The sequence below is a fragment of the Pseudoalteromonas sp. SANK 73390 genome (assembly GCF_054966645.1).
The window spans coordinates 36,348-60,560 of sequence record NZ_ARPN01000009.1 but is presented as its reverse complement, the minus strand read 5'-3'; the positions used below and the strand labels follow the sequence as shown (position 1 = coordinate 60,560).

Below are 24,213 nucleotides of genomic sequence, written 5' to 3'. Positions count from 1 at the left end.
ACCTAATCCATTACTTACTTTAATTCTGTCTTCACGGCATCAGGTAAAGACGTTAATTCCTCATCAACTATCTCATCCGAATTTGCAGCTAAGCCCTTGCCCATGCGTAAAAGACATGGCAACAGCAATAAGGTAAAGACTGAACTAATAGTCATGCCTCCCACAATAACAGCAGCTAAGCCTCGATAAATTTCACTGCCTTCACCAGGTATGGTAAGTAGCGGAAGCATGCCAACAATACTGGTTGAGGTACTCATGAAAATTGGACGTAAGCGCAACAATAAGGCCCGCTCAACGGCTTGGTGACGTTCTAACCCAGAGCGTTCGCCCATACGTGTTTGATGAACCAATAAAATCGCATTATTCACAACCAAACCTAGTAAAATCACAAACCCAATCATGGTTAGTAAATCCAGTGACTGGTATGTAATTGCACTAATACCTTGCAATGCAATGATCCCCCCCACCATCGCCAACGGCATAGCTAATACAACGAGGAGGCTGTCTTTTACTGAGCGAAACAACGCACTCATTAATAGAAATAGTAGGCCTATGGCAACTAAAAAGTTCTGCCCAAGCGTTAAAACGGCTTGTTGCAAATTATCGGCGCTACCACCGTAGACAATATTTCCACCTTCTGGTAATACAGCGCGAATCTTAGGTTCAACCTGATTCTGTAAAATACTGATTGTCTCTTCTAGAGATTGCTCTTGAGGAGGGATCACCTCTAACGTTATCGTCCTGCGACCATCCACTCTCAAAACAAGACCAGGGCCTACAGTTCGCTCAACATTACCTAGCTGATTTAAAGTTAAGAGATTTCCAGCTGGTGTGATAACTGGGGTATTACCCAAGCTTTCAGGGCTATCCCAAGGTGCTGTTTTAACAATAATATCGAGTCGCTTCTTACCATCAAAATACTCTCCTACATATGCGCCATTACCAAAAGTGCGCACTAACAAACCAAGGTCTGTTCTATTCCACCCTTGCTCTACTAAACTGTAGTCTATTGGCGTAACTCGTATTTCAGGCTCTGCTCGCTGCTTTCTTGGATGTACTCGGACCCTTGCTTTAGGCATTGCTTGTTTAACCAAATCATTGGCAAGCGCTGAAACTTCATCTAGCGCTTGTGGGTCTTTGAGTTGAATATGAAGCGGCACACTACGACTTCCCCCCAACCGACCAAACAAGCTTCTTTGATTAGGAAAACCAACTAAATCAGGTAAATCGGCTAGAATTTCCTCCCTTATAAGCTTTTTTATTTGCGAGATCTGAGTTTGATCTTCACCCAATATCCCCATATTTCCCCCACCATCAGGGAAAACCATGATGTAATAATTTTTAAGCTTCGGCTCTTTTTCACCATTCAAATACGGCTGTAAACGCTCAATCATGACGTTAACAACATCTCGCTCCAAAGTGTTGATATTTGTCGCAGGTGGGAATTGTAGATAGGTGTCCACATTGTCTCGTTTAACAGCCGGTAAATAGTCTATTTTGGGTAATGCTAACCAAGAAACCGAAACCGGTACGCCAATGAGCACCACAGTTAATAGCACTCTTCGCATACGGCTTGAAGTTAGCTTCATGATCCCGTGAGTAATTCGAGCCCACAAGGTATGCAAATGATCCGCACTAGAGAGATCCTTAGCCGTGATGTAGCGATTCATCAATAATGGCGTTATCGTCAAAGCAACCAACAAAGAAAAGCAAACGGCAATAGCAATCGTTAAAGCTAAATCTCCAAATAACTGTCCCTCAATATCCTCTAAAAAAAGAACCGGTATAAAAATAGCTACCGTGGTAGCAGTGGATGCTAACAGAGCGGGCCAAACCTGAGTGGCCCCTTGTACGGCAGCAGAAAAACGATCTTTGCCCTGTTCTCGCAGCCGGATGATATTTTCTAGCACCACAATTGAAGCGTCCACCACCATACCAACAGCAAACGCCAAGCCCGCCAGTGAAATGACATTGAAGCTACGCCCCATCAGCTTTAAGACAATAAATGTTGCTAGCAAAGACAAAGGGATCGCCACAGCAATAATCAATGTTGCCTTTAGCTGTCGTAAGAACAACCACAAGATACCAATGGATAGTAAAATACCAAATCCAAGATTGCTGGAAAGTAAATTAATTGCTCGATAAATAAATACTGATGAATCGAATGATTGGGTCATTGCCAATTTATTGTCTTTTAAAACGCCTTGCTGCAATTCATCAACCGCAGCTTTTACTAGATTTAGCGTCTTAAGTACGTTAGCACCAGGTTCTCTATCAATGCGAATACTAATCGCAGGATTACCGTTTTGTACGGCAAGGTTAGTACGTCTGCTGTCTGCAACCTCAATTGTAGCAATATCACCAAGAGTAATAGCTTGACCATCATGCCAGTCTATAATTTGATCGGGTAAATTACTCGGAGCATAGCGGCCAGTCATTCGCAATGTATATTGACGGCGCCCAAGATCAACTTGCCCGCCAGAAACATCATTGGCTGTTCCTAACTGTCGTGTTAATTCTGGAATGCTCAACCCCAACTGAGCTACACGATATGGATCAATGGTTATCTGTAATTCTTGTTCACTACTGGCCCCACTGCGCACTTCAACATTTCCCACTCCAGGTATTGCAGTCAGTACAGGACGAATAACATCATCAATAAATTCACGATATTCGCCGATCGGTTTGGTATTACCTGGTAAGGATTGTAAAAAGAAGAATGTTAATGCTGGCGCACCACCACCTAAGCGAATTTGAGGCTGAGTGGCATCGCGCGGCAAAGGATCCAGTCGATTCATTCGCCCAATCACATCGACCAAAACCTTTTGCATATCGGTACCAATCGAGAACGTAAGGATAATATTGGAATAACCCGTATTGGCAGTTGCATTCATTTCTTCCAAACCAGGAATGCCTTCCAGCACTCTCTCTATTGGTACAACAAGTTCAGACTCAATTTCTTTTGGTGACGCTGTTCGCCAACCGGTATGTATCGATAATTGTGGACGTTCAATATCTGGAAACAATTGAATCGGCAACTTCATCACCGAAAAAATCCCCATTAAAGATACAATCGCGATCAAAACCGCTGTTACAGCTGGGTTTTTCATCGTTATTGTTGTTAAATTCATCTTTGCTAGTCCCTTTAAACATTATTCGGGTTCAAGCCTTTTCTAGCCTTGCAACCGGAAAAGACAAAACAATTGATGAGAATTAAAAGGAAGAAAAACGAATGAGCTTAGTCGTTGGACTCATTAAGTCATTCACTCCTTGAAATCTAATCAATAAATTTGGCCAACAGCGATTATCGAACGCTATGCCTTTAGTTCACTCCTTGCCATCGTTGATTTACCGTAAATCACAGATGGATAAAAATAGTGTAAAACACCATTTTTTTTGCAAAGTAAAAATACCTTGCCAATTTCACTGCAAACCATCAGCAATGGTCTATGCAGTCTCTGACAGAAACTAAGCAATGACTTTTCATCCTCGCCCACCCCTTCTGTTAGAACACTTAAACTAGGGGTTATGATGTTGCTTTGCAACGTGTTTTACGTTTTTGATCGCCCCCAACCTACATGGTAATGTTTCACCCTTCACTTTACCGATTCGTATGCATAAACAGCAGCGGTATCAAAGATGCCCATAATGATGAAAGGTACATGCATGTAATACCGCAAAAGAACTTAATCTCGACTAACCAACTTAGGAGGCGTAACCGCTTGGGTATCCGTCAAGGCCTTTAAAAACGCGACAAGCGCCGCTTCTTCTTTTTCAGTAAGGCCGAGGTTCCCCATTAGTTTCAGTTCATCATTACTCGCTTGGTTAGGGCTGTTAATTTCAGGCTCTGGCCAGCAATTTCTTTCTCGAGCCTGTTTAGCAGTTGTTCCGGCAGGACATTTTATAGGATCGATTTTAGTCAACGAAGTGTTGTAGTAATGCACAATATCTTCTAAGTTTTTAAAATATCCATTGTGCATATATGCCTTTACAAAGCCCTCGCTTGTTCTTTTATCAACATTACGCACTGTTGGGGTGCGAAAATGGCCAGCATGACCACTGGTAAGAGGCGTTGCGCTCGTGTGTTCGGCAAGCCCAGTATCAGGCCTATTGAGATTAAAGTTTGATGCCTCATAGTTTGGTGGTAAGCCGATATGATTAAACGCATTGTCTGTAAACTGTTGATGTAGCTCGTTTCCGACAGAATCTCGTGCTTCACTGTTGTGACAATCAATACACATAGCACTCTTACCCTGAGGGTTGAGCTTTGTTTTTAAGCCAAAAAATAAATCATTACCTAGGTTTTCCTGATCGGTAAGATACTTAAATGGAGAATGCCCAGGCGTATCATCATCATCGTTCATCACCGCAAAATCTCGCTTTGAACTGTAGGAGTTAACTTCATCAGATTGTTGCCATGCAGAGAGCGCAACACCAATGCGCTTGAAGCTAATATCTACCCCTGTTGTTTCACAATCGATCTGTTCTTTCCATGCTTGCTCATAAAGCTTCGCATATTCTGAATTGGCGACATGGCGACAGACAAATTCTGCTCCTGGCATGCCATTATCTTCACCATCAGGTACATTTTGCTCTACATCGTTTGCAAATGGTCCCAAAGCTTGGTCTGCTAGTGGTCCAAGGAAGCGCTCATAGGTATTTTTCAGCTCATCCGAAGTGCCTTGAAATACCTCTTTGCCTACATTCTCACCCGTTGCACGGCCATCCCAAAATAGGCCGCCCGCACACAAAAATCCATAGTGCTCTTCTTCACATCCAGTTGGGTTGCGCGCGAACTGTGACACACCAAAGTTCTTTGCACTACTGGTGTATGCGACCGTGGGTGGCTTGCGGTTACCTGACCTATGTGACTTTGCACCTGGTACAACAACTGCAAGCTCATTAATCTGCGAATCAGGTGATGTCCAACCTGCTTCAGGCGCGTGGCAAGATGCACAAGATTGTCCATCTGGAACCGAGATCTTGTCGAAAAAAACGTGTTTACCCAAGCTTTCTAATGCTTGAACATCAGGCTCAGCAGATACTGATGGCTCTTCCCAAAAAACTGATACACACGATACACATAGTGTCGCTATTGATACACATAGTGTCGTTCGTAAAAAAAGATGTTTCTTGGTTATACTCATAATCAACTCCTTAATTAGCACCTTTCAGCACTTACAAACGCAATCCTTCATTTATCAGTAACACAACGACATCCATTAACAACTCAGCGCTACCGTCACAAAACTTAACAACCAGGCGAGAATATTAAATATTTATTGACTGACTGTTAAGCAAACACGGATAGTACCGTTTTGTAAAAATTTTTCAACCCCCTTTGTTTCAAACATTAGGCCAAAGGATATCCATTCTTCTTCATGCAACGGTGGAACTTACTTATTGATCAGCATATGGCATTTGTACGGCTTATCTTTACACGCAGCAGCTATTCTGAGTCATCATTTCGTACGTTAAATCCTTAGTACAACTTACCATTCAGTGCTGAGTGTTCTATTAGTTAGATAGGAGAAGCTTGAACAATTGAAAGGTGCTTTTTACTTCGCTAACGACGAGGTTCAAGGTCGAAATGAAGCACCTAAAAAACATAACAAGTAATCATATACCTCTATCAATTAGATGGCTTTTATCGTGCACTCGCATCATCTTTTTATAGATGCTCTCCAAGAAAAAAGAGAAATTTGCCACTTCATAAAATCATTTTCTATCAGAAAAAATAGACCCCAAAAAAGATACAACATCCCCTAATGAGCAATGGTTATTAACGCAGTTTAGACGTTCGAAATAAGAAAAAGATCAAAATCTGGTTATTATCACAACACAAAAAATTTCTTGAAAAGCAACAATGCATTCCCTAGTATTAGGCTCTAATCGCTCTGGATCCAAGATGGACAGAGTGGGTACCAGTATAAATTCAATCAAGATGCGACTGTTTAAGTATATGAATTAATTAATATTTGAGTGCCAAAGGAAAGGATTTAATAGCAACAAATCAGTAAGGAAAGTGGTAGGTAATCATTATGGATTTAACAGGAAAAAAATTATTAATTACTGGGGGTAGCTCTGGAATTGGCTTGGAATTTACTCGGCGACTTGCTAAGAGATCGAGTAAAATAGTCATTTGCGGCCGCGATCTAGATAAACTAAAAAACGTACAAAAAGACATCCCTTCAATTGATTACTTTCAATGCGATATTGCTGATGATGAGCAACAACAAAAACTTGTTGAATTTATTCAAACTCACCACTCAGACCTAAACGTACTTATCAATAATGCAGGCATCCAAAAAAATTACAGTTTTACTCAACTAGATAGTCACATTGATTTAATCGATGAAGAAATGAACATCAATGCGACATCACAAATGAAACTGATTGATCGACTCCTACCTTTACTTTTGCAACAACATGAAGCTGCAATTGTGAATGTAACTTCACTATTAGCTGCTGTCCCGAAACAATCCGCCCCCGTATATTGTGCCTCAAAAGCCGCATTTAGAATGTTTACTCAAGCGCTTCGCTATCAGCTAGAGAGCACATCAGTCAAAGTTTTTGAAGTTGTACCGCCCTTGGTTGACACAGAAATGACCAAAGGACGAGGAAAGAACAAAATGAGTGCAAGTGAACTGGTCAATGAGGCACTACAAGGTATAGAAACGGATCATTCTGATATTTTGGCTGGAAAAAGTAAGAATATATTCTTTTTAAAACGACTATTTCCAAAGAGGATATACGCAATGATCAGAAATGGTTAAAAGCCATTTTCGACACACCATACGCCAGTAACCAATTGTTAAATAAAAACATTTAAAACGCACACTCAATGGCGCTGACTTACTGACGCCTGAGAAAAAAACAAAAATTAACCAATGCAACCAATGCAACCAATAGATACATTATTTCAATGAACTTTACATTGCAAAACTTTAAATAAACCAATGTCTTTTCTGGTTATAAATTTGTAAATAAGATTGAAATCAAGCATATGTTTAGACTGGAACACTAAAATGAACAATAAAAAACTGTCCTATTATGATGATTTTATTGAAAAAAATAGCCCTACAGAAAATTTGCCAAAGTTAATTAACTTGGATAAATTTGCTCTATCAGAGCGCATCAACTGTACCACTGACATCTTAGACAACGCGATTACTGAAGGTTTTGGTGATAAAACCGCCGTGATCACGGCCAATCGCAGCTATACCTACCAAGAGTTGCTCGACAAATCTAATCAAATAGCCAACTACTTAGTGCATGATTTAGGTGTATTGTCAGGAAACCGCGTGCTACTTTGCTCTCCCAACAATTTCATGATGGCTGCCAGCTGGCTTGGTATTGTTAAAGCTGGTGCCGTAGCAGTCGCCGTTCTACCTACACTAGAACCGCAAGGAATTGTCAAAGTGGTTCAAAAAGCACAAATTAAGTTCGCTTTGTGTGATGACAGATTTGAAGAGCGTTTTGCTAGCGTAAAACAAACAACCAGTATACTTACGCACGTAGTAGCTTTCGATGCCAACTTAGCAACTCATGCAAGGTTAAGTAACCAATCTACTAAATTTAATAATGTTGATACCGCTGCCAATGACTGCTGTTTAATTGGATTCACCTCGGGCACGACCACAGGCAACCCCAAAGCCGTTATCCATTTACATCGCGATATGTTGATTGCCTGCCAAGCGGCAGGACAACGCACTTTCAAGATTACGGAAAAAGATACACTGATAGGCAGCCCTTCTATGGCATTTGGTTTTGGCTTAGGTTCGCTTTTGCTATCTGCCCTTTATTGTCGAGCCACTACAGTATTATTAGAAAGCCCAACTCCTAATGAATTATTACAAAACATTGACCGTTGCCAGCCTACAGTTCTATTCACTTCGCCAAATGCCTATAAAGCCATGGCTGATGATTGTGACAACTACGATATTTCCAACTTAAGGCTTTGTGTTTCAGGCGGTGAGCATATTATGCCCTCGATTTGGCAGGCTTGGAAAGATAAAACCAATATTTCCATTTATGAAGGCATTGGTTGCACCGAAATGCTGTTCTTATTCCTGGGCCCAGATATTGATGATATTCAATCAGGTCGTATCGGCAAACCAATATTTGGTTATGAAGCTAAAGTTGTTGACTCTCAAGGCAATAACCTCCCAGCAAACACAATCGGACGACTGGCAGTACGCGGCCCGTTAGGGTGTCACTATCTATCCGGTGAACAACAAAAAAAATATGTGATCAATGGATGGAATATTACCGATGACTGCGTACTCATGGATGACAATGGTCACTTTTGGTGTCATGGGAGGGCTGAAAATGAATTTCACTCAGACTCTGGTCGCCTTAACCTATTAGAAGTGGAGTATACGCTTTCTAACCACAAAGCAGTTGCGGAGTGTGCTGTGGTGAAATCAAAGCAAACACCTACGATTCAAGCATACGCAATTTTGAAAAAAAATGTCTCTACAGATAAGGCTGAGCTAAAAGCGCATATAAAAATGACCATGGGAGATAAATATTGCCCAGATTCAATCCTATTTGTTGATGTATTCCCACGAACAGCGTCAGGGAAAATACAGCGCCATAAATTACAAGACTAAACTAGAGGTATAGGGATCATGCTTAACGAATTAAAAGATTTGAATTTAAATCAGCCTGATAAAAAAGTCTTAGATCAGAACGATATGAGCCTTTTTCAAAAAGTTCTGTTTACAACCGATGGTACCGTAACACGCCTGCTTGAACTGTACACTGGCGAAAAAATAAAGGTTAATAAACTGGATCAGGGTATCTCCACAGGTATATCTTCACAAGTCCTTGGCTGTACTGAAGATGACCCACTGTTAAGAAGAACAATTTTACTCAGTGGCGCAGAGAAACACTATATCTATGCTGATTCAGTTTTTATCTTCGAAAAATTGTCGACAAATATTCAATATAGCCTTTTGCAATCCGACACGCCGATTGGCTTATTGTGGGAGAAAGAGAAAACCGAAATATACCGAAAGATCATTGATTATAAATCAGAAATTTGCAAAGAATCCTCCCCCCATTTCGGTTTAAAGCCAAACACACCTATGCTATCAAGAACATACCTTGTAATTAATAACGGCGCACCTTTTGGGGTTATTAACGAAAAATTTCCCATGTCATATTTTAAGGATAAATCATGAAACAAAAACAACAAGAGCAACTCATTGAGACATGTGGAATTCCTCTGTGGAGATCTGTAATTGACTTCATTACACCTTTATCCAACCGAACTCTGTTTGCCACACTAACAGCTGAGGATTCGTTAGATTTGATAACCGGTGCCAATTTAATAGATAAAACACAACATTTTGGTAGCGCATTGAGCACCTCGTTTGCATCACAGCAAAAGGTCATTGTGCTTTTTCCACAAGGTTTTGACTATATCTACAGCCTTTTGGCATGTTGGTATGCAAACCTCATTGTTATTCCGGTCCCCTTAAGTGACTTAACGCAAAAAGACACATTATTTGAAACCTTAGAACGAATAATAGCCGACTCACAAGCAAGTTGTATTCTGACGAATACTGAAACATCTCAGTTGATTAAAGATTCAAGCAGCCTAGCAAATAGCCATGTACTAGACATCAATCAGCTTTGTCATAGCGAGCTAAAAACTAAACGTGAACAGACCAAACAACCCGATGAGTTGGCCATTTTGCTCTACAGTTCAGGGTCTACTTCGCAACCAAAAGGAATAAAAATTTCCTACCAAAGCTTAGTCTCTCAAATGAATAGTGGTGCTGAACAATGGGGGATCACAAGTGACAGCCGCATTGTTTCATGGATGCCCCATTTTCATAACTTTGGCTTACACTTTAATATTTTAGCACCACTTTCAAAAGGCGCTTTGAGCGTCATATTCGATGCCAAACATTTCTTACAGCAACCAAACTTTTGGTTTGATCATATTTTACAGCATGAAGCCACTCATACTGCAGCCCCAAATTTTGCGCTAGATTTTTGTGTCAACAAAGTGGACATTAGCTCGTTTCAATCGTCAAACCAAACACCCTTAGCATCCATAAAAGCCATAATTTGTGGGGGTGAGCCGGTTAATCAAGACAGTTACATTAATTTTAATGAGCGATTCAAATGTCTTGGGCTCAATGCGCAAGCCATCACTTGCCACTATGGCCTCTCCGAAGTAGGAGCGGTTACCACCGCTTGCACTAACAGCGAAGAGCAATTTATAGAATTAGATGCACCAAGCTTGGAACAAAACAAAGTAAAATTGGCGAAACAAACCAGTCAAGCCAAAACGGTGGCAAGCAGCGGTAAGATAACAGCTGACACATCAGTTGTCATTGTCGAACAGGGCACCCTAACCCCATGTGACGAAGGCACTATAGGTGAAATTTTAATCCACTCACCGTCAATCGCTTCAGGTTATATGAACAGATCAGAAGAATCAGCCTCAACCTTCCGTGCAAAAATAAATAATGAAAATAAAAACTACCTCAGAACTGGTGATTTAGGCTTTGTTGACAATGAGTGCCTTTACGTAGTTGGTCGAGAAAAAGATCTCATCATTATAAATGGTAAAAACCATCACCCCATTGATATTGAATCTTCTATCAAGCGTCACGTCGAATACCTCACTTTGACTGTGCTGGTATTTTCTCAGGAAATCGAAAATGAAGAAAAAATCATTATCATACAAGAGGTCAATAATGAATTAAGTCAAAATGACTATCAATCTATTATTACCGATATAAGACATGCTGTCGCTCAAAGCCACAGTATAAGAGCACATGAAATTCGCTTAGTTCCAAAAAATGCAATTCCAAGAACAGGAAGTGGTAAGGTCAAAAAGCAAGCATGCCGTAAATTACACAATACTGACTCGCTGCCAACACTTTATTGCGATGTTGCACATCAAGGGAAGGTTCAAAATTCATTGCCCACCGCAGTCAATGATAGCCTTGCATCTATTGTAGATACTTTGAAAAACAAGGTGTTTGCACCGGAGCTAAATTTAACTCCTCATGATTTAGTGAATATTGATGATTTCAGCGCCATCATGTTGGATTCAATTCAATACGTGATCATTTCTAAAAAAATTGAAGAAGTCTTTGAATTTGCATTCGCCCCAGTAATGCTGTTTAAGTACCCAAGCTTTAACAAGCTTGCTAGCTACTTAAACGAAGAGCTTGTATCACTTGGCAGACCAACTGATGTACAAAGTGATACCAATTCACCACTACAAGAGCAGGTGGCTCATCATAGTGACAACGAACTAGACGATGACTCGATAGCGATCATTGGCATGAGTGGCCACTTTCCAGGAGGTGCAACAGATTTAGATATCTTCTGGGAGAACTTAATCAACCAGACCAACTGTATTACAGAAGTACCGTCAGATAGACAAGCATTCTCACGGGAGAAAAATGCTCAGCAAAGCTCTTCAAACACCTTTCCAAATTGGGGTGGTTTTTTACAGGATATTGATACCTTCGATGCTGAGTTTTTTGGTATTTCTCCTTTAGAAGCCAACAGTATGGATCCGCAACAACGTAAAGTAATGGAAATGACTTGGAGTGTCTTTGAAAACGCTGGACATAACCCTAAGAAATTAACCGACCAAAACGTTGGGATGTTCATCGGTGCCCATAATAATGACTACTTAGAACTTACTTTAACACAACCAGAATTGTGCGAAAAATATGGCGCATATTTAGACTCTGGAGTGCACATGAGTATGATAGCGAATCGAGCTTCTAGGTGGTTTGATTTTAATGGTCCAAGCGAAGTTATCAATACCGCCTGTTCAAGTTCGTTAGTTGCCGTTCATCATGCCGTAGAAGCGATAAAAAAAGGCGATTGTACAGTTGCTGTAGCCGGTGGCATTAATCTTATTTTAACTCCTCGCATCTATAAAGCAGCACATAGTGCAGGCATGTTGTCGGCTGACGGCTCATGTAAAACCTTTGATGAACAAGCGAATGGATTTGTACGTGCAGAAGGGTATGGCGCTGTTTTACTTAAACCTTATCGGCAAGCAAAGAAAGACAATGATTCAATTTATGGTGTAATTAAATCTGCAGCTATCAACCATGATGGTAAATCAAATTCGTTGCGAGCGCCAAACCTTGATAGTCAGACTAAGTTGATACAATCAGCTTACCAAAATGCAAATATAGCCCCGGAGTCAGTAAGCTATATAGAAGCCCATGGCACAGGCACTCCTTTAGGCGACCCCATAGAAATTGAGGCGCTCAAAGAAGCATTTACTACCATGTCAGAAACTTTACCACATCAATATTGTGGTCTGGGCACCGCAAAAACCAATATTGGTCATTGTGAATCTGCCGCAGGTATAGCTGGATTGATTAAAGTATTATTGTCAATGAAACACCAGACACTACCCAGTATGCTGCATTTTAATCAGCCCAATCCGGCTATATCTTTACATAATAGTCCATTTTATGTTGTTGATAAAAACCAGCCGTGGCAACGCTTAACAGACCCTAACGGCAAGTCGATACCATTACGAGCAGGTGTTAGTTCATTCGGGTTTGGTGGTGTAAATGCCCATGTGATCATTGAAGAACCAAACGAAGAGGATCGCAACCAGGAAAAACAAAATACCGAGGCTGACTCGACAAATGCGACTACGCAATTAGTTTTGCTTTCGGCGAAAACCTCTGAGCAGCTACAAACTGTTGCCAGCAGATTGCACCACCAGCTGATAAAGCTCAGCCCAAATGGTTCCTCATGTAACCAACAAACACTGATAAATATTGCCTATACCTTGCAAGTTGGTCGCCATGACATGCAAGAACGCTTGGCGATGATTGTTCATACACCCAAAGAGTTGATGGATATGCTACAGCAATTCTTGGCCGGTACGCCTAGTAAGCATAATTGTTACCGAGGTACGGTAGATAAAGAGCTTGAACTACTCAACTGGGATTCAGATGAAGGCCTTGAAACCGCGCTTAATCACTGGTCCGAAGCAAAAGAACTACATAAAGTCGCAAGCTTTTGGGTGCGAGGTGTAACACCCTCTTCATGGCAATCACTACATAAAAACACCCGCCCTAAACGCATTAATTTACCGTCATATCCATTTGCTCAAACCAGCTATTGGCTACCGATTCTAGAACCACTTGATACTGTATCACCTGATACTATGGCTAATACCTCTAAGTGTACTGTACCTTCAGATGAGGCTCTGTGCTCAACAACCAACGATGCTGGTATTACCTCTAGTATAATGAAAGCAGTCTCTGAAAATACAGAGTTACCGTTAAAGCGCATCGATAAGTCAGCCAAGCTAACCGAACTTGGCATTGATTCTATTCTTCGCTTAAAGCTGGCTAATCAAGTTATCAAGATGTACCCAGACTATTCTCTTGACTTAAGTGCGTTATTGAAACTACAAAATGTCAATGAAATGGTGCGCTTTATTGCTGAGCAAACAGGCCAGAGCTGCGCAAATGAAAATGATGAGAGCAAGCAAATTGATATGTCACCATCTGACACAAGTGATTCTTGTGCAACCGAGCTCAGCCTTAAAATTAAAGAAGTTTTCTGCGAGCATACAGGCCACTCCATTGAGACGCTGAACCCCTCTACTGCTTTGGAGGAATTAGGCGTAGACTCAATTACTCGACTTAAAGCCACCAATGACATTTTAAAAGCCTTTTCTGATCTTTCTTTAGAGCCAAGTCAGGTACTCGCAATGCAGACTATTGACGACATAACCGCGTTATTACACAAAGAAATAGCACCTGTAAGTTTGCAAAATACTCAAGCAGTAGCAACCCCATCTGATTTGGACGAAGAAACGAGCTGCGCTTTGCAAAAAATAACTCGTAACCTCAAAGAGCAAGACTGTAACATTATAATCAAAAATGTGAGGCCATGTGGCAGCAGTCCAGATGCCTTACAAGCAGAGGTAGTCGTTTGCGAGGAACACGCATTTTTTAATGACCACCCCTTAGACCATATAACGGGTGTGCAATTAATTGAGTCAATGATGCAATTAATCAAAGTCTCGCAGCTGCACAACTCCAATACGTCGAGTTTCTATACTTCGGCCTTAAGTATTCATTTTGATGCTTTTTGTGAAAGTGATAGCGCAGAATTATTCTGCGCCGAGGCCAGTAATGATACACAAACTCACTCTAAATCCTTCACTGCGCAAGTCAAACAGCATGAAAAAAGCATTTGCCAGGCCAGTGTAACCATTCAAAATGTGTCACCATCAACAAGCGCACCACAGCTTCATTCAAAATTGCCTGAAGATGTCAGCCTTTGTATTCACAATATGGTGAACAAACACAAAATCGATAATGTATTTATCAGTATGCCTACGTCAGCTTGGGATCAACCCGGTGTATGGTTTTCACCGAACCATTCAAACACCATATTTACCGATAATACAGCAGGCTTAATTGATGTGACTCATTTAATAGAAGGGTGTAGGCAGCATGAACGGTCAATGACCAAACGCTTATTGGCCGAAAACAACGCTGAACAGAGTGACCAAATACCAACAGATAATCCAAGCAAAGGCGTCGGGATACTTAAATCGCTTGAAATTCGTTTATTACGAGCGTTAGAGCGACATGAATCCGTTTTTATCACCAATGGTGATATGAACGTACTGGATGTTGGCGGCAACCGCGTTATTAATTGGCAAAGTGACTTGATAGTTAATGGCGAGTTAGTCGGGCTCTACAAAATGGAAGCACTCATACTTAGCTCTGACGTATACAGCACTTGGAGAACTGTAAAAAACGATAAAGTAACAAGTTAGTTACCAAGACTATCAGCCTATCACTGTTGAATTCGAAGAGTAGTCAACAGTGATACGGGCTCTTAAATTAGCGTCTGTTAGTACTAATTAGTGCTAACAGGTAAGTGATGTCAATCATGCCTTATAGAGCTTTTTCGAGTCAGGTATGTAATAAATCGCCCAGAAAAAGCAAACTAGGGTGATGGCTGGAGTATCGTTTTGCTAAATCGAATAAAAACAATTATATGCTTGGCGCTTCCCATTATAGCAGGACTTATTTCTCAAAATATCATGGTGGTGATAGATATGGCCATGGTAGGAACTTTGGGAACAGACGCCTTAGCCGCTGTAGGTATTGCGTCACAGATCAATTTTATGTCTTTTGCGTTGTTGATTGGACTTGCCAGCGGTGTACTCGCCATTTCGGCCCGAATGAAAGGAAAAGGTAATGACAGCGAAACAGCCATACCGCTCAATGGTGCACTGCTCATTAGCTGTGTTATCGGGATCCCATTGTCAGCCTTACTCTATTATACGGCGCCACTTTTTTTTCCTGCACTGCATAGCGATCCCAATGTGATAGCGCTAGGAAATGACTATTTGCAAGTACGTGCATTAGCCATTTCGGCGGTTGCAATGACGTTATCATTTAGGGGCTACTGGAGCGGTATTAAACGCCCTAAACTGTTTATGAACACATTATTATTAATGCTAATTTGTAATGTTGTGCTCAACTATTTATTAATTTTTGGCAACTTCGGCTTTCCAAAAATGGGGGTGACTGGCGCTGGGGTTGCGACTTCGCTATCGCTATTTATTGGTACGGTGTATTGTTTCTATTTAGGCTTTAAGTATTCAGCTACGTCAGGCTTTTTACAACAACTACCAAGCACAGAGCAACTTCGTGCACTCATTAATATTTCATTACCGCAAGGCGCGCAGCAACTTTTTCGCGCAACAGGGTTAACAGTTATGTTTATCATTATTGGTTCGATTGGCACTGATGAATTGGCGGTGGCAAATGTTTTAGTCAATATCACTCTTGTTATGATTATACCCTGCATTGGCTTTGGTTTAGCTGCGGCTTCTCTCGTTGGCCAAGCTCTGGGAGAAAGCGCGCCTGATCAGGCAAAACGCTGGGGATGGGACACCTCATTAATAGGCTTCTTGTTTATGTGCTCTATCAGCTTGCCAATAGTGTTATTTCCTGAGTTGATATTATCAATCTTTGTACACGAGCAAACTTTAATTGATATGGCTAAACTGCCTTTGCAATTAATATCACTCTTGTTGGCCTTTGATGCCGTTGGCGTTATTTTACTCAACTCACTATTGGGTGCAGGCGCTAGCAAACAAGTTTTAAAAATCTCTTTTAGTATTCAGTGGTTGGTGTTCTTACCAGCAGCTTGGATCGTCAGTCATTATCTTGGTATGGGTTTGCTAGCCATATGGAGCTTGAATATTGCCTATCGCGCAATTCAAGCGGGTATTTTTGTCAAAATATGGCACCAAGGGCGATGGAGTACAATTGAAGTGTAGTCTCACAAACTGTTCATCACCTTTTAAGCTGTGCGACAGAATATGTTAGATAAACGGTTCTGCCAAAGCTGATTCATCTGCCTTGAGTGTAATCACACTCCAGAGGAAACAGCGCTTATTCAGCAAGTAATAATCCGTAAAGAGCGCATGTTTATTTGGGTCTTAGATCTTTTATAATCTGCGCATCAACCCAGAATATATCCGATTGACGCTGACCACTGTCATCTTTACGCAATACCATTCTATTGAAAAAAGTATTGTCCATCCGGTGTGAAAGATGGCCCCTTCTTCAGCGTCAGTATTAACCACCTCCCCTAAGTTGATTGTCTCGTCCCAACGAGCATCAGTCTAACGGAAACTAATATAAAGATCGGCTTCACCATATCCGCTTTCTCGGATGCCATCCCACATAATGTAACTCTCATCAGGTGCGATAAACGGGTGAGCATTCCACATCCCAGTATTGATTGTTTTTGGCAGCGGTTTGGGGTCTTCACGCTTGCCCTCTAGTAAACGCGAGTAACGAAGAATACCATACCCTCCTTTGTGTCTCGCATTCTCACCAAGTACTAGAGTACCCTTGGCTGAAGATTGAGGGCCCATATTGATTTATTCGCCCTACATATATGCAAATATTCTGGCGGAGAACCTCGCATACCTCTCGCCCTGTTAAGCAAACAAGTGGCATACAATTTATCTGAACATTTACTTATTGATTTTGTTACGGAAGATTTAAGTTCACCTTTCGAACCGTATTTTAGAAAAATTACGGCGTCGGAACTCTTTTTACATCTTCAAGAGTGGGCTATTAGACACCCAAAAACAGCAAGAAATGCAACCAGTCCCTACTTTGAAAACTGGGGTAATCTAGCACTGGATTTACCAATGAAGGCTGCACTAGCCGTTCGAAAATAAGAGGGTATATAAAACTAGAAAGCCGATTACTTCTTAATCGGCTTTCTCTCAGTGCAGTATGAAACTTTATTACTTAGGATGATACTTTAATACTTGGGATGAAGCTTTATTACTAAGTCACACAAATGTGGGAATGTAATAAAGTATCATACTGAAATTCGCTGTTGGCCTTATTCTACCACTGTGAAAATTATCTCATGAAAAATAAAGTATCATACTGAAATTTAGAAAGCTTCAGAACAGAGCCCACCTTGAGTAATAAAGTATCATACTATGCACATTTAAACTCAACTCATAACATTAAAAATGTTGTCAGATATGAGTCCTAATCCAATAATTTTTCTATTTAGATAAATTCAATATATCTTTTGTAATCTTGGGCGGTTACTTTGGTAATTGAAAATGATTTAGCAGTGTGTTCATCGATATTTATTAAAACATCACAAAACATTGCAAATAAACCGGCTATATTGGCGCAATCTTCTACCGCATCATTGGTTAAGTGATTATATGAGCCATGAGCTCCAACATTAGAATCTTTAACAGATTTTAAAATGGAATTTGCTCTCAACAATTGCTTTAAAGTTGATATATCCAGTCCTGAATCCATGTGAATGAGCTTTGTAAGCTCTTCATTTTTCTTAATTAATATAACAACTTGTAATACTTGAAAGAGAAGTTGTCCATTGTAGTGCTCTTTTACTTCTTTACTCAATAGACTTAAATCACTTTTGGTACTCAACCAATATTTTCTTTTGTTGAAAAGTTTATTTTTAGCGACTTCAAAAACGGTTCTAATTGAGCATGCTATAACAGGAAAGTAAATTTTTTTTCCTCGACCATGGCCCCATGCGGCTTCAATTGAAGACATAAGCTTAGAAATAACGCTAGTTTGAATTTTATAGCCCGTGACCGACTCTATAGTGAATAATGCTCCCTCACTTTTTGTAACTAAAGGAGCCTTTGCTTTTTCAAACTTTAGTAAAACATGCTTTACAACTAACCCTGTCTTAAGATCATTATAGCTGTACTCTACATTCAGTTGGCGAGGAGTTTTGATTGATTCGATTATTTTAATGTCTCTCGCCTCGCCATCAACAGTTACTTCTATTCTGTCTTTGTCTATTTCTTTTCCTGAGCTATCAATGGCTTTGTATATATACTCGTTGAGTAATATAGGATCTGAAGGAACATAAAAAGTAGTGCGAGCTTTGCCATTCATGTGGATTGAAGCAGGTAGGACTATTTCTTTGCTAGATTTTTCTTCAGGTTTCGCTTTTCCGGTAGGGGGTTGCTTTTTTGATGCCTTAAGTTTAACTCTTAAGCTTGAACCCGCACTCTGAATTCTTTCATTAAGATAGTTTAAATCTTTTGTTAATTGCTTAGTGACTGAGTTTTCTACAAAGTTAGTTCTATCTGAATTGAAGTCAATATATTTAGATTTCGATGAGATTGATACTAAACCAATCATTTGTGGCATTATCTCTGAATTACGTTTGTACCTGAAGCTTTGAGGATCGAATAAAGAGTCATTATTAAATAAATTCCTATTTACATATATTAATGGCATTAAAGATTCATTTTTTCCTTCTTCTCCACTAACGCTTTTATGGAGTCCTGAAATTTTCTTGACGTTAGGTCCAAAGAAAGCGATTAATTCAATTGTAATGTGATAATCTGGGCTTAGTCCGACCTTATCAGCTGAAGTAACTTCGATTAATTCACCTTTATGAAAAAACTCAATATTCTTTTGTTTTGGATTGTATTTGATGAAAAATAGTTGTTTTTCTGTTTGTTCAAGACTGAAATCGATGAGCTTATTTGTGGTAAACTCCATCTCTTGATCTATTTTCAATCTAACATTGAAAGAAGGATCATTCATTGCCCCAACAAGCTTTAGTACTACCCGTGAATCTTGTAAATCAATAAGAAGTTCATCAATGATCTCTTTTGTGGATTTAATAGTAATTGTTGTGCCATTACCATTACCTTGAAACTCCTCTAGACCTATATTTATATCCGCCAAATTCTCTTCAGATATGAGCTTAGTCTTATTGAGGTGAAATTTACTTGTTACTCCATTTTTTGTTGTTGTCCATGTTATGTCTTCTCCAAATTTTAGTGCAGCAAGAAAACCTAAACCTTTTGAGCCTTGAGTTATTCTTTCAATACCATCTTGTATTACTAATTCTCCATATTGCTTTGAGCTATTTGCTATATGGAATAAAGAGTCAATTTCTTGTTTTCCCATACCATTACCTTTATCAGCTACTGCAATAGTCCTCTCTTCTGAGTTGATTTCAATATATATGTCTGCTGAGAACGCATCGTACGCATTTTTGATGAGTTCGTTTAAAGCAAACAGGTTAGATGGGATTTTTTGTGATAACTCCGTCAATAAGGAACCATCGAACTTGAATCTCACATTTTTAGGTGTATTGTTGTTACTTCCATGAACATCAGGCATACTAAACTCTAGATTCTAATAACAGGTAACTGCTTAGAATTTAACATTTATTTAAATACTTTGTAAGTGACTTTAGTGCATTTAAATTAACTAGAAGCAATCTCCCGAAAAATTCCCCTTCAAAAGTATAACTTTCTCGTAATTTAAACGTTTAATGCAAAAATATTGAAAGGTATTGTGCTGGACAGTTCATTATCTATAACTTTTCCACCAAATTTCAAACCTACAGGATTCACCACGAACTCCTTTTTATTAATTATTAAGCTAGCTATAAATGAATTTATAGCTACTTTGATCAGGAAAAATCCATTTCAAATGCAGTCCTAGCTTTATAATTAACAAAGTAGCTAGACATTAATTCTTCTATAAATGGGGTTCGTAATTGTTTAACTCTTTCACCACTCATTGAAATAGTTTTATCTGTTACCGTTACAGGGAATTTATCATCATCAAACATAGTAAATACGCTATATTTAACTGGCAATTTTGCTTTTAATTCCTCACCGTTAGCTACGCATTCCTTAAATGCAGAAAAGCGCTTTAGCCAACCAGGAAGAAATAACAACTCATTATCATCTTGACCTACAGTAAAGCTCAACTCTCCTTTAGTATTAAAAACAGCAAGATCCAGGAGATAGGAATTAACACTAATAGCTCCACTAAAATCAAACCTATAGTATTCTTTCTTCGCTGAATCAGATGCCTTCTGCATCAAATAATACTTATCCAAGTTTTGATCATCTCTAAATTCAGCCGGGCTTCGTTTTTTCACTACAAAAGGAATTAATAGTACTTCTTTAGCATTTCTATCCCCTGTGCTACCACGAACATTTAAATCACAAAGCTGGTCAATCAATATATATTGTTGTTTTAAATCTTCACCATACTTAAAACTAAAAACATCTCCGCATGATAGTGGGCTATGTATGATATTTATTGAATAATCAAACATTTCATTTTGTCTTAACGAAATAAAATGGGGGGAGGTCATCATTGATTTTTTGATATACGCGTCTTCGTGCTTATTCGCAATTGCTCCTTGCACTGAACGAAAACTTTTTAATTTATCAATTAAACTAGGGTTATCTGTTAGGTTTTTATGCATTACTTCTTTTTGCTTGATAGAAAAAAGCCGGTGTAATAAATCAAATTCTGATAAACCTTCTCCTAAAGATTTACTAAAAATTGCGGTATCTACTTCGTAGATAGAATTTTGACTAAGTATATCTTTTAACGTATCCAATGAAGTCGATATTGTAGTTTTAACAGTATCGACCATTTCACTACTCAGCTTTCTTAAGAAAATTCTTTTTAAGAATTCAGCAGATTTAAAGTCCAGTGACACTTTCCCGTCACCTTCATCAAGAATATTCTTAGATAAAACCGAGAAATGGTGATGATCTGTATTTGGGGCTAATTTGTCTATAATACTCTTTCTAGCAGCTTCTTCTTCAACACCAAAATTTGTTTCACTGGTAAAGAGAACAAAATAACAGTCTTCAGTTTTAAGATTCATCAATTCACAAATAATACTTTCACCATGATCAGCGGGAAGACCTTCTTTTTCAAAATTTAAATCAATGAGAAAAAGTTTGGTGCCTGCAGTCTTAATAATACTGTCTTTACTTTCTAGCCACTTAGAATGAGACAAATGTTGCATTGATTGAGATGCTTCATTAAGCAAAGTTATGAGATCATCGAATTGTTTATGGGATAAATCAGGTACCCCTTTATTCAATTGGCTATAAAAGGCTGAAATAGAAACATCATCAGTCGGAATGTTTTCTTTAATAATTTCAAAAGGTAATTCCCAATCTATTCCGTCAAAAATAGGTAAAGAAGCAATCTCTTCAGTATTCTCATTTTCATGTAATACAGATATTTCAAGTAAGTATTCGTCTTCGAGTTTATTTGAGCCCTCTGCAAACCTATCATCTACCCAGATAACTTCATTTAGTCCTATAGCATCAAACACTCTCTGTTTAAAATCAGTTTGTAAATCCATTATACAATCGCCTCAATCAGGTCTATTTCAAATTTAAATTTTCTATCATGTATATTCCTTTCCGGAAGAAGAGAAATAGAACAGTTTTTTTCATTTAGAAGTGTTTTAGTTATATATAAACCTAGACCTTGGCCAAACTCTTTATCAGATGCAAACATATCAAATAATACATCTTCTAGCGGAGGTCTAATTCCCTTCGCATTATCCCAAATAGTTATCTTATTTCTTTCAATATCAATAGTTAGTAAACATTTATGTTCAGGGTTATGGACCTGATATATAGATAACCAATGTTCAGAGTTCCTAACTATGTTATCAATAACTTGAAATAGCTTGCCTCGATTGAATAGTATGACCTTAGAATCACATTTGTCGCTAACCTTTATTAATATCGATTTTCTTTCGAAATAACTAGTACGTAAATTCACATAATCTTCGATAAAATCAGAAATATTAATTTTTTCGATAACCTCTCGCTGTGCTTTAACTAAGGGACTTAGCGATGATATCGATTTGGAAAGCGTTTGAGAGTCACCTCTAATACCATTCAATTCTTTTGTTAATGTACTATCTTTTATACCTAATTCACTAATTCTCTTTTTAGCGGAGTCTAGATGAAAACGAATATTTCTTGTTTGATCGTTGGCTTCATGAGCAAGGGTTTGAGCAGATAGACCTATCGCAACGTGATCATAAAAGTTTTTTATTTGATTCTCATAGCTTTTGATTTCATCCAACACTTTTTTAGTTGCATGAACATGTGACGCAAGTTCATCATTAAAATTTTTATAATCAGCTAGATTAGAGTTTGTCTCCTCTTCTAAAGAGTTAAGCATTTCTTTAATAGACAACAACTCTTTTTCTAATACAGGATCTTTATACATATCCTGCTGGTTCTTTGTTATAGAATCATCAATTAGTTTTTTATTGTTAAGAAATGTAGTTTTTATCTTGTCAACTTGCTTTGTCACTTTAGGTTGTAATGTAACGCTTTTTTTAACCAGATTATCAAGTTCAACTGTAGCCAATCGTGCAGAGTAGCCCTTAGGCTTACCTGCATCTTTGAGTATTTTATCATCAAGATAATCAAGAGATCTTCGTCTAGAAGTATTCAAAAACTTATTAATAGTACTTAATGCGTATTGGCAAACAGCGTAAAAGCTACGATATTCAATATTATCGACGAAGCTCTCTCGATCTGATTTTTCTATGAGAGCTTTATTTTTATTAGACGACAAATTTATGTAGCCAGTAACATTGCTAGGCCTTAATGAATAAGCACCTGCACCTGAAGTCATCTCATTTGAGAGGCCAAGCCAATCTCTATTATTAGAACCAATACGAAACCCATCCCTATAAGGTGAAATATCACCAGCTATGGTTTTAATTGATTCTTTAATTTTTGTGAAGCTTAAATCTTCAATATCCAATGCTTCTTTACTTAACAAAAAGTTATATATTCTACTTTTGAAATCACCAGGATGCTTAAACTGACTGAGCTGTAAGTCAATATCTTCTAATTGAATAACGTGCTCAAATTTAAGAAAATACTTCCCTCCTAGCAACTCCATCTTAAAATCATTTAATGTTGCCTGTTCTTTAAGGTATTGAAAAAATTGCACACCACAATCTGAGTTTATATATTCTTGAAATACTACTTTTCGGTTGTTTGTATTTGGCTTAAAAGGTAGTAGTTCTATCTTTCCACTCACAGAAATAGAATCACCTTCCAACGTAAAATCAAAAATGCTAGAAGCTTGTTCCAGTAAGTTTTCAGAAAATGCTTCTAATTCAAGAGATACACCGTTGTGAACATAAAAAGTTTTGAATTTACTGATTTGCCCGTGAGGTGAAACCATTGAGGCTATTTGGGTCGGAAATTCAACACTTCCAGCTCCTTCCCAAAATGCTAAATTTTTAATACCAACAGCCTCTATAACTGTACCTGTATTTTTTTTAGCCGGAACGGTTTTTTCTGAAACATGTACAGAATCCAAAGTTTTACCGTGAATGAAATCATCCCAAGAAAATGAAACACATATTCCGTCACTTTCAGGCTTTGATTGAGTAGATATCCTACAAATTGTACCTAGCTGCATAGATCCAAGCCTACCGAGACCTTTATCACCAGTTAAAGCTCGTGCAAATTTTTTCGTAACCGTATTATTTTTTTTAGCTTCTTTTTTTTCAGAATAACTAACCGTTAACCAAGATTTATTTATACGATCTCTATCCATACCATGCCCATCGTCTCGGATAGATATCTTACCTTTGTATGTAATAGGTGTTTTTACTTCTTTCCCATTAATAACTTCAATATGATCAATTACTTCAATATGATTAGTATCAACTTCTATATAACAAAAACTTGCATCCGCATCATGTGAGTTTTTAATTAACTCCAAAAGCGCTATTTCTGGTCCACTTATAAGTTCAGCACCAAGCTGTTGTATGACATGAGCATCAATCTTTAATTTTAACTTGTCCTTGTCCATC

Annotated in this window: 12 protein-coding genes; 6 read left to right on the top strand and 6 right to left on the bottom strand. The window is 38.7% G+C overall.

The window, feature by feature from the left end; translation table 11 throughout:
- Positions 1-14: 14 nt before the first annotated feature.
- Entirely contained in the window at positions 15-3,131 is a 3,117-nt protein-coding gene (locus SANK73390_RS00795; protein WP_462762320.1) for an efflux RND transporter permease subunit, read from the bottom strand.
- Between the two features lie 555 nt (positions 3,132-3,686).
- Positions 3,687-5,147, bottom strand: a complete 1,461-nt coding sequence (locus SANK73390_RS00790) for a cytochrome-c peroxidase (RefSeq protein ID WP_462762318.1) — start codon at positions 5,145-5,147, stop codon at positions 3,687-3,689.
- Positions 5,148-6,041: 894 nt separating this feature from the next.
- Between SANK73390_RS00790 and SANK73390_RS00785 the strand changes: the two genes are divergently transcribed.
- The 5 genes from SANK73390_RS00785 (at position 6,042) to SANK73390_RS00765 (ending at position 16,330) form a co-directional block, all read left to right on the top strand.
- The gene (locus SANK73390_RS00785) at positions 6,042-6,776 is read left to right on the top strand and encodes an SDR family oxidoreductase (RefSeq protein ID WP_462762315.1); all 735 of its coding nucleotides are present in this window, start codon (positions 6,042-6,044) and stop codon (positions 6,774-6,776) included.
- Between the two features lie 252 nt (positions 6,777-7,028).
- Entirely contained in the window at positions 7,029-8,615 is a 1,587-nt protein-coding gene (locus tag SANK73390_RS00780) for an AMP-binding protein (protein WP_462762312.1), read from the top strand.
- An 18-nt stretch (positions 8,616-8,633) separates the two neighbouring features.
- Positions 8,634-9,188 (top strand): chorismate--pyruvate lyase family protein, encoded by a 555-nt coding sequence (locus SANK73390_RS00775; RefSeq protein WP_462762309.1) that lies wholly within the window; start codon positions 8,634-8,636, stop codon positions 9,186-9,188.
- Positions 9,185-14,812 carry a beta-ketoacyl synthase N-terminal-like domain-containing protein gene (locus SANK73390_RS00770; RefSeq protein WP_462762306.1) on the top strand — a complete coding sequence of 1,876 codons (5,628 nt, stop codon included), beginning with the start codon at positions 9,185-9,187 and terminating at the stop codon, positions 14,810-14,812. The genes SANK73390_RS00775 and SANK73390_RS00770 overlap by 4 nt, the downstream gene beginning before the upstream one ends.
- A 198-nt stretch (positions 14,813-15,010) precedes the next feature.
- Entirely contained in the window at positions 15,011-16,330 is a 1,320-nt protein-coding gene (locus tag SANK73390_RS00765) for an MATE family efflux transporter (protein ID WP_462762304.1), read from the top strand.
- Positions 16,331-16,678: 348 nt separating this feature from the next.
- Here the strand turns inward: SANK73390_RS00765 and SANK73390_RS00760 are convergent, their stop codons facing one another.
- Positions 16,679-16,933, bottom strand: coding sequence for a hypothetical protein (locus SANK73390_RS00760; RefSeq protein WP_462762301.1), 255 nt, complete (start codon positions 16,931-16,933; stop codon positions 16,679-16,681).
- A gap of 78 nt (positions 16,934-17,011) precedes the next feature.
- On the opposite strand from SANK73390_RS00760, the gene SANK73390_RS00755 reads away from it, so the two are divergent.
- The gene (locus SANK73390_RS00755) at positions 17,012-17,245 is read left to right on the top strand and encodes a hypothetical protein (RefSeq protein ID WP_462762298.1); all 234 of its coding nucleotides are present in this window, start codon (positions 17,012-17,014) and stop codon (positions 17,243-17,245) included.
- Between the two features lie 346 nt (positions 17,246-17,591).
- Here SANK73390_RS00755 and SANK73390_RS00750 read toward each other — a convergent pair whose 3' ends face one another.
- From SANK73390_RS00750 to SANK73390_RS00740, 3 genes are all read right to left on the bottom strand, one after another.
- Positions 17,592-19,712 (bottom strand): ATP-binding protein, encoded by a 2,121-nt coding sequence (locus tag SANK73390_RS00750; protein ID WP_462762296.1) that lies wholly within the window; start codon positions 19,710-19,712, stop codon positions 17,592-17,594.
- Positions 19,713-20,007: 295 nt separating this feature from the next.
- The gene (locus SANK73390_RS00745) at positions 20,008-21,717 is read right to left on the bottom strand and encodes a hypothetical protein (protein WP_462762293.1); all 1,710 of its coding nucleotides are present in this window, start codon (positions 21,715-21,717) and stop codon (positions 20,008-20,010) included.
- On the bottom strand, positions 21,717-24,212 hold the full coding sequence (locus tag SANK73390_RS00740; RefSeq protein ID WP_462762290.1) for an ATP-binding protein: 2,496 nt from the start codon (positions 24,210-24,212) through the stop codon (positions 21,717-21,719). Before SANK73390_RS00740 ends, SANK73390_RS00745 begins: the two co-directional genes overlap by 1 nt.
- Position 24,213: the final 1 nt, after the last annotated feature.